Origin of the sequence: Corallococcus sp. CA053C, assembly GCF_003611675.1 — a bacterium.
Taxonomy (GTDB): Bacteria; Myxococcota; Myxococcia; order Myxococcales; family Myxococcaceae; genus Corallococcus.
Window position 1 is genome coordinate 1 of sequence record NZ_RAWA01000287.1, and the last position, 12,894, is coordinate 12,894.

The window sequence follows — 12,894 nt, forward strand, 5'->3', positions numbered from 1 at the left end:
CCCTCGAGAGCGTCCATGGCGGAGGTCCGCTTCACTGGGTCGGTGACGGCTTCCGGGTGCACACCCTCGTCCCGAGCAGGGGCCTGACGCAGGAGCGCGTCAGCCCCTTCCTGCTGCTCGACTACCATCCCCCCTACGAGTACCCGGCGCTGGCCCAGGGTCAGCGCGGCGTCGGCTGGCACCCCCACCGGGGCTTCGAGACAGTCACCCTGGCGTTCGAGGGATCCGTCGCGCACCGCGACACCGCGGGCCATGCGGGCGTCATCGGTCCGGGCGACGTGCAGTGGATGACGGCCGCGTCCGGCATCCTCCACGAGGAGTACCACGCGCAGGACTTCTCCCGTCGCGGCGGCGCGTTCCACATGCTGCAGCTCTGGGTCAACCTTCCGCGCGTGAGCAAGATGGATCCGCCGGGCTACCAGCCCCTCACCGCGGGCCAGATCCCCGTCGTCCCGGTCGGGGGTGAGGACAACACCAGCACGGTCCGGATCATCGCCGGAGCGTACGGAGACACCCGGGGTCCCGCGCGGACCTTCACGCCCATCACGCTGCTCGACGTGAAGCTCACGGCGGGCACGGCGCTCGAAGTGCCCGTGCCGTCCCATCACAATGCCTTCGTGCTCGTCGCCGGGGGCCGGGTCGCCATCGACGGTGACTCGCTCACACCCGGGTCGCTCGCCGTCTTCGCCAACGAGGGCGAGCACCTCGCGCTGCGCGCCGAAGAGGACGCGCACCTCATCGTCCTCGCGGGAGAGCCCCTCCGTGAGCCCATCGCCCATGTGGGGCCCTTCGTCATGAACACCGAGCGCGAGATCCTCCAGGCCATCCACGACTTCGAGGCCGGACGCTTCGGTGAGATCCCCACGGACGGGCCACCGCGGAGCTGAGCCCTCCCGAGCCAGCACACGCGCAGCATGGTGGACGACAACGCGCCTCCCTGGAGGTCGCGTCCCACCATGCCTCGCGCGTCCCTACCCTAGCGGCCGAGGAGTCATACCGATGGCCGACCCCCGCGCAGACCAGACGTTCCAGAAGAGCCTCCACACGGTGACCTCGAACGGCGCACCGCCCCGGACCGAGACCGACAGCCTCGGCTCCCGGCAGATTCCCGCGGACGCCTACTGGGGAATCAACGTCAGCCGCGCGCTCGACAACTTCGCCATCAGCGGGCGCCCCATCTCCGTGTATCCCGACTTCCTCTACGGCTACGCCTGCGTGAAGCAGGCCGCGGCGCGTGCGAACGCGGAGATCGGCGCGCTCGACGCGACGCGGGCCGAGCTCATCGACCAGGCCTGCGAGGAGCTCAAGGACGGCAAGCTCCACGACCAGTTCATCGTGGATGTCATGCAGGGGGGCGCTGGCACCTCCACGAACATGAACTTCAACGAGGTCATCGCCAATCGCGGCCTGGAGCTGGCCGGCCACCCCCGGGGCCACTACGAGCACCTGGATCCGAATGACCACGTGAACCGCAGCCAGAGCACGAACGACACCTACCCGACGGCGCTCAAGGTCGGGCTGTGTCTGTCCATCGAGCGGCTGCTCGAGGAGCTTCAGCTCCTGGAGCAGGCGTTCCGCGACAAGGGGGAGGAGTTCGCGGGCATCGTGAAGATTGGCCGCACCCAGCTCCAGGACGCCGTGCCGATGACGCTCCAGCAGGAGTTCGAGGGCTTCGCCGTGACGCTGGCCGAGGACCACGCGAGCCTGAAGGACGTCATCCGCCGCCTGGGGGAGATCAACCTGGGGGCGACAGCGATTGGAACGGGCATCGCGGCGGATCCGCGCTTCGCGGAGGCCGCGCGCAAGCACCTGGCGGAGATCACCGGCCGCCGCATCGTCACCGCTCCGGACCTCATCGAGGCGACCACCGACGTGGGCGTCTTCATGGAAGTGTCCGGGACGCTCAAGCGCAGCGCGATGAAGCTGTCGAAGATCTGCAATGACTTGCGGTTGCTCGGCTCCGGCCCCCAGGCGGGCTTCAACGAGCTCAACCTCCCGCCGAGGCAGGCGGGGTCGAGCATCATGCCGGGCAAGGTGAACCCGGTCATCCCGGAGGTCGTCAACGAGGTGGCGTTCGTCATCGCCGGGGGGGACGTGACCCTGACCATGGCCGCCGAGGCGGGGCAGCTCCAGCTCAACGCCTTCGGGCCGGTCATGGCCCACGTGCTGTTCGAGAACCTCAAGTACATGACCGCCGCCATGGCCACGCTGCGCGTGAACTGCGTGCGGGGCATCACCGCCAACAAGGAGCGGCTCGCGCACCAGGTCGAGTCCTTCGTCGGCGTCATCACCGCCCTGCTGCCGCACATCGGCTATGCCCCGGCGGCAAGGCTGGCGCGGGAGGCGCTCGCCACGAACGCCAGCATCGCGGACCTGGTGGTGTCCGCCGGACTGCTGACGCGTGAGCAGCTCACGGAGCTGCTCACGCCGGAGCGGCTGACCCGAGGCCAGGCGGTGGCGGCCCTGAACGAAGAGGGGCCGTAGCGGGAGCGCGCGGACGGGCTCCCGGACTGAGGGGGCCCGTCCGGCGTGTCAGTGGCGGCTCTGGCTGGGAGGCGTGAAGCCCATGAGGAAGTCGATGAGCAGGCGCGTGCCGTAGCCCGTCGCGCCCTTGCTGCGCCACGCGTTGTCGCGCTCGGCCCGCGCCGTCCCCGCCATGTCGATGTGCGCCCAGGGCATGCCGTCCACGAACATCTCCAGGAAGAGGGCCGCGGTGATGGCGCCGGCGTTCTCACCGCCGACGTTCCGTACGTCCGCCACCTCCGACTCGAGCTCCTCGCGGTAGCGCCGGTCCAGCGGGAGCTGCCACACGGTGTCGCCGGTCCGCTCTCCCGCGTCCTTCACCTGCTCGACGAGGGCCTGGTGGTTGCCGATGACGCCCGCGCTCAGGATGCCGAGCGCCCGCTGGCACGCCCCGGTGAGCGTGGCGACGTCGACGATGGCGTCGGGTCGCGGCGTCTGCTCGGTGGCCAGCACGAGCCCATCCGCCATCACCAGCCGGCCCTCGGCGTCGGTGTTGATGACCTCCACGGTCTTTCCGCCGCGCACCGTCAGGACGTCCCCCAGCTTCATGGCGGTGCCCGAGGGCATGTTGTCGGTGCACATCAGGTAGGCCGTCACCGCCGTCTTGCAGCCAAGCCGGGCCAGCGCCGTCATCGCCGCGAGGATGGCCCCCGCGCCGGACATGTCGCCCTTCATGGTGGCGTGAACGAGATCATTCGGCTTCAGGCCGAGCCCCCCTGAGTCGAACATGATGCCCTTGCCGACCAGGGCGACATGCCCCACGGACTTGACGACCTCCCCCCGGCTTCCTCGGGGGGTGTACGTCAGCTTGATCATCCGCGGCGGCTCCGAGCTGCCGGCGTTGACGCCCAGCAGCCCTCCGCAGCCGAGCCGGGCCAGGGCCTCGCCGTCGAAGACCTCGACCTCCAAGCCACAACGCGGGGCCAGGGACTCGGCCAGCTCGGCCATCCGCGCGGCCGTCAGGAGCGTGGCGGGAGCATTGGCGAGGTCGCGTGCGAACGCGACGGCACGGGAGCTGATGCCTCCGCGCACCATGCCCTGCTCGCCCTCCTTGGCGCGCTCCGTGCTCGTGACGAGCGTCAACACCTTGAGCGGCGGCTCCTGCTCCGAAGCCTGCTTGTAGGGGCGGTACCGGTAGCGGGCGAGGAGGACGCCCTCGGTGAAGACCTGCGCGGCGAGAGCGGTCGGTATCGCGTCCGTGTCTGGCAGGTGGAGCGCCAGACGCGTCTGCTTGCCCGCGGCCCGCGCGAAGGCGGCGGCGGCGTCCCGGAGCTTGCCGGCATCGAGCTGCCCCCGCTCACCCATGCCCACGGCGACGACGGGAGGGCCGTCCGTGCGCGGAATGACCAGGGTTTGACCGACCTTGCCCTGGAACCCCGCCGCCTTCAGGAAGGAGGAATCAAAGCCAAGGCTTTTCAAGCCTTCGTCGACTCCCACGAGCGAGCCGATGCAGTCGGCGTCGGTGGGGACGGATGACGACACCGCGAGCTTCGTCTCCTCCGGGGGTTCGATGGAAGGGGCGGGATGGAATGCGGCCTGTGCGCGCGAATGAAATGAAGTCAACATGAAAGCCTCCTGTCCGGAGAGCTGGCCATGGAAGCGGGAGGATGCAACGTCAGGAGTGCCACTCGCCCCTGCCTTTGGGAGCGGTTTGCCCGCGGATGGAAGGTGTGGATCTTCCGCCACGCAATCCCATACGAGGGGGAGTCCCATGCGAACGCTGCCGTCGAAGAGGATGTCACTGCTCACCGAACGCGAAGCACAGCTCGTCCTGTCCAGCGCCCCACGCAACCTGACCGAACTGTCGCCGCGAGAGCTGCGGGGCCGCATCCAGCGCACGCGCCGCCTGATGGAGAAGTACCAGGACCAGGCGCAGCGGCAGCAGCGGGAAGCACTGCGCAAGCAGGCGCCCACCCGCTCCCGCCGCGCCGAAAGCAACCTCAACACGGTGCAGAAGGCCGGGTACTTCGCGGCCACCCTGGAGCGCTTCGAGAAGCGGCTCGCCAAGCTCGAGCGCAAGACGCCGGTCAGGTCCCGCGCCGTGAGCGCGCCCCGTCCCCGGCGGGCGACGCGAGTGCCCCCTGTTGGACGCAAGCCCGCTCCCAGGAAGCGCGCCGCGGGACGCATCGCGAAGGCCTCCAGCCCGGCCACCGGCAAGCGGGCCCCCCGTCAGAAGCTGGGAGGGGCGCTCAAACAGCAGCGCTTCCCCTCCCTCAAGCGCCAGGCCCAGTCCGCCAGCCGGGGCCGCCGGACCCAGGCGCGGCGCGACCAGAAGCGCTGAGGGCCCCGGCCGGAAGCCGGGTCCACGCCGGCCCCGGCCCCTACCCGAGTCCCCAGGGCAGCCCCAGCACCTGCCAACCCACCAGGAGGGCAATCCACACGGCGAAGACCACCAGGACGTAGGGCAACATCAGGGCCACGACCGTCCCCACGCCCGCGTCCTTCTGGTACTTCTGGGCGAAGGTCACGATCAGCGCGAAGTATGCGTTCAGCGGTGAGATGGCATTGAACGGCCCGTCCGCGACGCGGTAGGCGGCGAGCACGGCCTCCGGGGCGACGTTCAGCCGCATCAGCAGCGGCACGAAGACCGGCGCGAAGATGGCCCACTTCGGGATGGCCCCCGTCATGATCAGGTCGAGCATGGCGACGACCAGGACGAACCCGATGAGCAGCGGGAGCGCACCCAGCCCCGCATGCTCCAGGGCATCACCCACGTTCACGGCCGCGAGCGTCGCCATGTTGGAGTAGGTGAAGAGGGCGATGAACTGGCTGATGATGAACAGCAGGAAGATCAGGCTGCCGAGCCCGGCGACCGCCTTCTCCATCGCCTTGATGACGTCGACGCTGCTCTTGATGGTGCGCGCGCCGATGCCGTAGGCGACGCCCGTCACCAGGAACAGCACCGTGATGGCGACGATCAGGCCGTTCATGAACGGCGAGTCCCCGACGAGCGCTCCCGTCTCCGGGTTGCGCAGGGGCGCCCCCGGGGGCAGCGCCAGCAGCCCGAAGAACACGAGGACGCCTACGAGTCCCCAGAACGCGAACTTCAGCCCCCGTGACTCCTCCGCGGACAGCGCGGCCCCCGTCGCGTCCGGCTTCTCTCCCTTGTATTCGCCCAGCCGGGGCTCGATGAGCTTGTCGCTGATGAGCGCCACCACGACGGTCAGCATCACGACCGATGCGGCGGAGAACCAGAAGTTCGCCGTCAGGTCGATGGAGCGTTCGGGCGCCATGATGTGGATGGCGTCGTTGGTGATCTCCGTCAGGATGCCATCGAGCGGCTTGATCAGGATGTTGACGGTGAAGACCGCGGCGACGCCGGCGAAGGAGGCCGCCAGCCCAGCCAGTGGATGCCTGCCCACGGCGAGGTAGGCCGCCGCCGCGAGGGGAATCAGGACCAGGTAGCCGGCATCCGCGGCGATGCTCGACAGGATGCCGACGAACACCAGGATGTACGTCAGGGCCCGGGCAGGCGCGACCTTCACCAGCTTGCGGATCAGGGCGCCCACCAGGCCCGCGGAGTCCGCGACCCCGACGCCCAGCATGGCCACGATGATGACGCCCACCGCGGTGAAGTCCATGAAGTTCTGGACGACTCCGGCGAACATGAAGCGCAGCCCCTCGCCCGTCAGCAGGCTTTGCGCGGCGGTGGTCGTCTGCTCCAGCTTGTGGGTCTCCGGGTTGATGGTCTCGTAGGTGACGCTGCTCCCCAACAGGTAGAAGACATGGGAGAGCACCATGACGACGACGATCAGCGCGACGAAGATCACCGCCGGATGGGGGACCTTGTTCCCCACCTTCTCGATGGTGTCGAGCAGCCGCGCCATGCCCTTCTTCTTCGGCGGCGTCGCGGTCTGTTTCTTTTTCACCTCGCCCGGAAGGTGGAGGTCGTCGAAATTGGCTGCCTTGGCCATGGGAGTACTGCTCCTTTCCAATTCCTCAGAGCGACAGCTCCGCGCCCAGTGAAAGCGAGGTGTCCGTCCGCACCTTCCCCGCCGCGGGTGCGCTGTCGTGTTGCAGTGCGAAGAACGTGGTGAGCGCGAAGCGGTCCGTCAGGTCCACGGAGAGCTTCGTGGTGGAGTCCACGAGCACGCGCGAGTCACCGAAGATGTCCGGAAGCAGCAGGGCGTCCTCGCGCAGGTGCACCCGCTCGTTGACGTCGTAGCGGAAGGTCGCCCCCAGCGCGGGGGACCACAGGGTCACGTCCGGCAGGTCCTCGCGCGTGGGCGCGTACTGGAACCTGCGGTCCCGGGCGTAGCTCCCACCGACATAGGCGCGCAGGAAGAGCTCTTTTTCCTCCCGCTCCTGTTCGAGCAGCGTGAAGCCGGCGCCCAGCTCCGCCTCGGTGCGCAGCTCGAGGCTGGCGGGATGGTCGGCCGCCGCGCCCACGAGGGCGAAGGCGCTGAGCAGCTGCGTGAAGCGACGTTCTCCGCGTCCCCACCCGCCGAGCGCCTGGGCCGTGACCTCCCGCTCCGCATCGCCCTCCGAAGCGGCCTTGCCATAGGCGCCATCCGCCTCCAGCGTGAGCGCCCACGCAGGACTCTCGTACTCCGCCAGCGCATCGCCCGTCAGGGTGAACGCGCGGCTGTTGCCGGTGAAGAAGGAGGCTCCGAGCCCGAAGTCGCCCGTCCATGGGGACTCCGCCTCTTCGGTGGAAGGCGTGGGCGACTGGGCGAGGGCCGTGAGGAGAAGGATGAAGGGGCTCATGCGTGCCTTTGGGACGTGAGTGGCCTGCCTGGCTCAGGTCAGGGACTCACGAGGCAGAGGCGCGCCGTCGGAGGTACTCGCCTGGCGGCTGCTACGGTTCTCGGGTGCTTCCTCGTGGTCCGCACAACCTTCGGCACGCACAACGCGTCTTGCAATCACATGGCGGGACGCCGGGGGCTGGAACCCTCGGCCCGCCATGGGCGAGCAGGAGCCGCCTGGGCAACCCCTCCCTCCGGGGCAATGGCGCGGGCGATCACCCGGGGTGTGTTCCGGGGGCGGCGCTCCGCGGGTCCACCAGCCGGGAGAGATCGTCCGCCATGCCTCCCCTGGTCACATGCGGCCGGGAACTTCCTGGGGTTTCTCCACTTCGCTTGTGCTCTCCTCCCCGTGCACCGGTTGAGAAACCAGCGTTTGCTCGAAACAACAGGAGATTGAAGATGCCTTCCATCCGTTCAACGAAGATCGCGGTCATTGGCAGTGGGCTCATGGGAAGCGCATTGGCGAGAGCCTTTGCCGCGGCGGGACACGACGTCGCGGTCTGGAACAGGACGCACAGCAAGGCCAGGGCCGTGGGCGGTGGCACCGTCGCGTTCGAGGACCTGGGCGAGGCCGTCTCCGGACGCGAGCTCGTGGTCGTCTCGCTGTCCAACTACGCCGCCTGCGCCGAGCTGTTCTCTTCGCAGGCCGTCGCGTCTGCGCTGGCCGGCAAGACGATGGTTCAGCTCACCAGCGGCTCCCCCGCGGACGCGCGCAGCGGACTGGAGTGGGCGCGGGCCCATGGCGTGGGCTACCTGGATGCGGCGATCCTCGCCTATCCCGCGTTTGTCGCCACCGACTACGCGACGGTCTTCTACGCCGGATCGCGTTCGGTCTTCGACCGGCACTCCGAGACCCTCCAGGCCATCGCGAAGAACTCCGTCTACGTGGACGAGAAGATCGGCTCCGCCGCGACGCTCGACTGCGCGATCCTGGAGGCCTACTACGGAGGCACCCTGGCGGTCCTCCACGCCGCGGCGATGTGCAAGGCGGAAGGGCTCGACCCGAAGGCCTTCTTCGCCCAGAAGAACTCCTTCCTCGGCTTGATCTCCGTCACCGCTGACGCCGCGCAGGGCATGATCGAGAACAACGACTTCTCGGGCAACCAGTGCAGCCTCAACACCCACGTCGCGGCCATTGAGCACATCGTCCGGCTGAGCAGCGACGCCCGCATCAGCGCACGCTTCCCCCAGGAGCTGCTTGAGAACTACAGGCGAGCCCTCAGCGCGGGTCTGGGTGACAAGGAACTGCCCGCCGTGTTCAGCACCCTGAGCAACTCGTGACCGCGGAGCGCTGAGGCGCTGCTTCATCAGGGGGGCCGGACTCCACCTCCGGGCCTCATGGAGCCGGCGCACCACGGGTCCCCGTGTCCCACCGGGGAGCGGCGTCCAGGTCCACCCCTCCCGGACGCCGCCCGTCACGCCGCCGTCACGCCTGACGTCAGAAGGTGATCGTCAGGTCATGAAGAATCGCCTGGCACCCCGTCCGAGTTCCCGCTTCGTCTCCGCTCGTGTCGCCCACGCAGGTGAGGTTCTGCACGACGCGCGTGTTCCCGGGGACCTGCGGGAACGCCCAGGCGTCGAGCGAGTGCCCCGTGTCCGTGTAGTTGAACTGGAACTCGGCGCCATACAGCGAATGGGAAACGTGGGATGGCCGGTCCGCGCTCCCCACGGTGCGGCCGCCACTCCGGTGAGCCGGAGCGCCCCGAGGAGTACCGGGATTGACAGACACGGGATATCGCCGTGCCGCCAGTGGCGACAAGCGTGTGACGAAGCGGCCCAAGGCGTCCGTGAGCTGGCCCATCCCTGCAACCCGACATGGAAGAGAGAGGTGGACGTCAATGGTCGTTCGAGAGGGATTGTTCGAGTCCGCGCCCATTCGCGTGATGGTGGTGGATGGTGAGTCGGAGACGCAGCGGCTCGTGGGGGCGGTGCTGGACGCGGACGCCGAGGTGGTGGTCGCGGGAGTTCACGACGGTGGGGGCAGGGCCGTGGAGGCCCTGCGGCGCGAGCCCGTGGACATCCTCTTCCTGGACGTGGCCCTGGAGGACCTGGACGGCTTCCAGGTGCTCCGCGAGGCGGGGAGCACGTGCGCGGGTGCCGTCGTCTTCATGACCGCGGGGCAGGAGCACGCGCTCCGCGCATTCGAGGCCCGGGCGCTCGACTACGTCCTCAAGCCCCTGGTGCCGGAGCGGTTCGTCCAGGTGCTGGGCCGGGCGAAGGAGCATGTGCGCCGGGGACGCATCCAGCACCTGGTGCGGCAGCTCGCGGGCCTGGTGGAGACGCTGCCTGGGCCCTACCGCGCCCCGCGCTACCTGGAGCGGCTGGTCATCCGGGAGGTAGGGCGGGTGACGCTGCTCAGCGTGGACGATGTGGACTGGATGGCGGCGGAGGACAACTACGTCCAGGTGCACGCCGGAACCCAGAGCCATCTGGTGCGGCAGCCCCTACGGGACCTGGAGGCCCGGTTGGATCCGGAGCGGTTCGTCCGCATCCACCGCTCCACCCTCGTCAACCTCCAGCGGATCCAGGAACTCCGCCCGCTGCTCCATGGGGAGTACCAGGTCATCCTGCGCGACCGCACCACGCTGAAGCTCAGCCGGGGGTACCGCGAGCGCCTGGACACGCTGCTGGCCCGGGGCTGAAGGCTACCGCGCCTTCCCGGGCGTGGCCTGGGGGGACCACTCCGGCGGGACGTGGACGCCGGAGGAGGCGGCCTTGAGGCGGCAGCGCGCTTCGGCGGCCCGCGCCCGCACGGCGTCCTCCGTCTGGCCCGTGGCCGCCATGAGGGCCGCTGCCCGGGCGTAGTGGTCCGCGGCCTGCTCCGGCGGCAGCACCTGTTCGTCGGAGTGCGCCGACGCCAGCAGGTGCGGCAGCCCCTGCTCCACCCGCCCCGCCTCCAGCCAGTGGTGCGCAAGCAGGATGGCGGGTGCGCCAGCCTCCTCCAGCGCGGTGGCGAGCCGTCCATGCAGCACCCGCCTCTCCCCGGGCGCGATCCCGGCCAGCACGGCCTCCATCACCAGGTCGTGGCTGAAGCGCTCCGCCATCAGGACCTGGGCCGTCTCCAGCTCCGCGAGGGCTTCGTGCGCGGCCGCGGGCGTCACCTGGAGCACCCGCGGCGCGAGTGACGTCCGGAAGAAGGCGCCGGCCAGCGCCGCGAGCCGGGCGCACTGGAGTCCCAGCGGGGACAGCCGCTCCAGTCGCCGCTGGATGAGGGGCGCCACCCGCCCCGGGGGCGGCAGCCGCTGGGGCCAGTCCCGGTGCAGCGAGTCCGTCTCCAGCAGGTGCTTCAGGGTCTCCACCACGTACAGGGGATTGCCGCCCGTGTAGCGCGCCAGGTCGTCCGCGTGCGCCTCCGCGCCGGGCAGCCCCATCCCCGCCACCATGTGCCGCACCTCCTCGGCCGTCAGCGCGCCCACCTCCACGATGCGCGCCAGCCCCGCGTCGATGAGATGTTCCATGGGCACCCGTGTATTGGCCGGCAGCTCCCCACGACGGTAGCAGTCGATGAAGCGAAGGCGCGGGGCGCTCCTGGGGGCGTCGAACATCCGGGAGAACGCGAAGATGAAGGCCCGGGTGCTCGCCATGTCCCAGTACTGCACGTCGTCCGCGAAGCTGATGTCCTCGTGCTGGTGGAGCAGCCGGAGTGCCTCCAGGCCCGCTTCGTAGAAGCGCAGCATCCCGGCCTCGGAGTCGAGGGGCGGCAGCAGCCGCGTCTCACCCAGTTCGGGGAGGATGCGCGACAGCTCGGTGCGCACCCAGTCCGGCAGCCGCACGTCCGGCCAGCGCGCCAGCTGCGTGCGGAAGGCGCGTGCCTGGGAGGCGAACGGCACGTCGCGGTCACCCGCCCGCGCCTCGATGCGCCCCCAGCGTCCGTGACAGGCCGCGAACTCCTCCGCGAGCCGCGTCTTGCCACTGCCGGGGTCGCCGGAGATGAACAGCATCTGGCCCGACTCCCAGCCGGCTTCCAGCTCTCGCCACGCGGCCTCCCGCCCCACCAGCACCGGCGGGCGCAACACGGACAGGGGCAGGGCCGCGCGCGTGCTCGCGGTGGAGCGGGGGCGCTGCGTGCCCTTCTCCACCTCCCGCACCAGCGCGAGCGTCTCCGGCAGGGGCGTGACGCCCAGCTCGCGGTCGAGCACGCCGCGCAGCTGGTCGAAGGCCGTGAGCGCGGCGCCCCGGTCTCCCTGGAGGTAGTGCAGGCGGATGAGGTGGCGCCCTGCCTGCTCGGATTCAGGCTCCTGCCGCGCCCAGGCCTGCGCGAGCCCCAGGGCGGCGGTCCAGTCTCCCCCGGACGTGAGCTGCTCGATTCGCGCCTCGCGTGCCTCCCGCACCCAGCCCTCGACGCCGGCACGGGCCCCGTCCAGCCAGCGCGCGAGCTCCGGGCAGTCATCGAAGTCGAAGCCGGCCAGCAGGGTGCTGCCTTCGGCCCCGACGGACTCCAGGGCCTGGGCATACGCCCGGGCCTCGGTGGCGGCCTTGAGGCCGGCGACGTCCACGTCGGACGGCGCCACCAACGCCAGCCGTTCGGTGTCACCCTCCACCAGGGCCGCCCCGCCGCTGGCGAGCCTCAGGCGGCGCAGCAGTTGCCGCATGTTGTTGCGCACGGTGGTGGGGGGCGAGTCCGGCCACAGGAGGGCCGCCAGCGGGAACTTGGGCGAGGGCCCCTGCAATCCCAGCCACGCCAGCAGCGCCGCCGCGCGCCGCTCCAGCCGCACCCGCTGCCCTTCGGGGCCCCACAGTTGTGCCAGCCCCAGCACCTGCACCCGCCATTGCATCCCAACCACCTCCGTCCCCAGGTTTTCGCGCCGTCATGCAGCCGCGGTCCCCGGAAAGTCCAGCAAAACCTACGCGTGACCCTTGCAAACCAGACCTGGTGCAGACTCGGGAACGGGGGACCCGGTGATGCACCACCGGGTCCTTCCGCGGTCACGGGTCGTACAGGTAGGCCCAATTCAGCTTCGACGCCGAGGCGGTGATGGTGTCCAGCCGCTGAAGGGCATTGAAGTTCTGATAGGGAGAGGCGTAGCAGAGGGTGGCGGTGCAATACATATCACCCTGACTTCGGTCCGCCGTTACTCGATCGTGGAGTTCGTGACCCGGATGGGCGTATCCGCGTGGTTGGAGATCTGCGGATACGTCTCGTACCAGGAGCCCCCCAGGTTGTTCTGGATGACGGAGCGGTCGATGCGGATGTCGCCCGAGTGGTCATTGCTGACGAAGAAGATGGCGCTGCCGTGGGCGTTGACCTCGTTGTGTTCGATTCGCGTGCCGCAGAGGGACAGCGTCATCGTGTTGCCGTCGTTGTAGATGGCCCCGCCGCTGCCCCCGCCCGGGGTGCCCGGACCCGCGGGATTCGCGCCGTTGCCGATGGCCCGGTTGTGGGAGAAGAGGCTGTTGATGACGGTCCACGACACGCCGATGCTGCTGATGCCGCCGCCGTTGGAGCAGACGCCGCCAAAGCCCTGCTTGCCGCCGAAGGTCGTGTTCACCACGTAGACGGGCAGCCCGTCGTACTGGCTGAACACCCGCAGGGCGCCACCGCCGACGTCGGGCCCGACATCCGCGCACGCGTTGTTGAAGAAGCGGGAGTTGATGACCTTCACCCTCCCCCCGCGCACCCACACCG

General features: G+C 69.7%; 11 protein-coding genes and 1 pseudogene. 5 read left to right on the top strand and 7 right to left on the bottom strand.

Annotation, left to right across the window (positions count from 1 at the left end):
* Together D7V97_RS29825 and D7V97_RS29830 are read left to right on the top strand one after the other, a co-directional pair.
* The coding region (locus D7V97_RS29825; RefSeq protein ID WP_233583309.1) for a pirin family protein at positions 1–887 on the top strand (887 nt) is incomplete at its 5' end.
* 112 nt (positions 888–999) lie between these two features.
* Positions 1,000–2,484, top strand: coding sequence for an aspartate ammonia-lyase (locus D7V97_RS29830; protein WP_120614030.1), 1,485 nt, complete (start codon positions 1,000–1,002; stop codon positions 2,482–2,484).
* Between the two features lie 48 nt (positions 2,485–2,532).
* On the opposite strand, the gene D7V97_RS29835 is transcribed toward D7V97_RS29830, so the two are convergent.
* The gene (locus D7V97_RS29835) at positions 2,533–4,089 is read right to left on the bottom strand and encodes a leucyl aminopeptidase (protein WP_120614031.1); all 1,557 of its coding nucleotides are present in this window, start codon (positions 4,087–4,089) and stop codon (positions 2,533–2,535) included.
* 145 nt (positions 4,090–4,234) lie between these two features.
* On the opposite strand from D7V97_RS29835, the gene D7V97_RS29840 reads away from it, so the two are divergent.
* Positions 4,235–4,804, top strand: a complete 570-nt coding sequence (locus D7V97_RS29840; protein WP_120614032.1) for a hypothetical protein — start codon at positions 4,235–4,237, stop codon at positions 4,802–4,804.
* 40 nt (positions 4,805–4,844) lie between these two features.
* Here the strand turns inward: D7V97_RS29840 and D7V97_RS29845 are convergent, their stop codons facing one another.
* Together D7V97_RS29845 and D7V97_RS29850 are read right to left on the bottom strand one after the other, a co-directional pair.
* Complete coding sequence (locus D7V97_RS29845) at positions 4,845–6,437, bottom strand: AbgT family transporter (RefSeq protein ID WP_120614033.1); 1,593 nt, start codon at positions 6,435–6,437, stop codon at positions 4,845–4,847.
* A 25-nt stretch (positions 6,438–6,462) separates the two neighbouring features.
* Positions 6,463–7,230, bottom strand: a complete 768-nt coding sequence (locus tag D7V97_RS29850) for a YdiY family protein (RefSeq protein ID WP_120614034.1) — start codon at positions 7,228–7,230, stop codon at positions 6,463–6,465.
* A 371-nt stretch (positions 7,231–7,601) separates the two neighbouring features.
* Between D7V97_RS29850 and D7V97_RS29855 the strand changes: the two genes are divergently transcribed.
* Positions 7,602–8,549, top strand: a complete 948-nt coding sequence (locus D7V97_RS29855; protein WP_368668971.1) for an NAD(P)-dependent oxidoreductase — start codon at positions 7,602–7,604, stop codon at positions 8,547–8,549.
* A 157-nt stretch (positions 8,550–8,706) separates the two neighbouring features.
* Here the strand turns inward: D7V97_RS29855 and D7V97_RS29860 are convergent, their stop codons facing one another.
* The gene (locus D7V97_RS29860; protein ID WP_120614036.1) at positions 8,707–8,937 is read right to left on the bottom strand and encodes a hypothetical protein; all 231 of its coding nucleotides are present in this window, start codon (positions 8,935–8,937) and stop codon (positions 8,707–8,709) included.
* Positions 8,938–9,106: 169 nt separating this feature from the next.
* Here D7V97_RS29860 and D7V97_RS29865 point away from each other — a divergent pair, with 169 nt between their 5' ends.
* Complete coding sequence (locus tag D7V97_RS29865; RefSeq protein ID WP_120614037.1) at positions 9,107–9,910, top strand: LytTR family DNA-binding domain-containing protein; 804 nt, start codon at positions 9,107–9,109, stop codon at positions 9,908–9,910.
* Positions 9,911–9,913: 3 nt separating this feature from the next.
* Here D7V97_RS29865 and D7V97_RS29870 read toward each other — a convergent pair whose 3' ends face one another.
* The 3 genes and pseudogenes from D7V97_RS29870 to D7V97_RS29875 form a co-directional block, all read right to left on the bottom strand.
* Positions 9,914–12,043, bottom strand: coding sequence for a BTAD domain-containing putative transcriptional regulator (locus D7V97_RS29870; protein WP_120614038.1), 2,130 nt, complete (start codon positions 12,041–12,043; stop codon positions 9,914–9,916).
* A gap of 151 nt (positions 12,044–12,194) precedes the next feature.
* The gene (locus tag D7V97_RS46540; protein ID WP_255424844.1) at positions 12,195–12,317 is read right to left on the bottom strand and encodes a hypothetical protein; all 123 of its coding nucleotides are present in this window, start codon (positions 12,315–12,317) and stop codon (positions 12,195–12,197) included.
* 23 nt (positions 12,318–12,340) lie between these two features.
* Positions 12,341–12,894 (bottom strand): annotated as a pseudogene (locus tag D7V97_RS29875) (hypothetical protein); the annotation flags it as partial.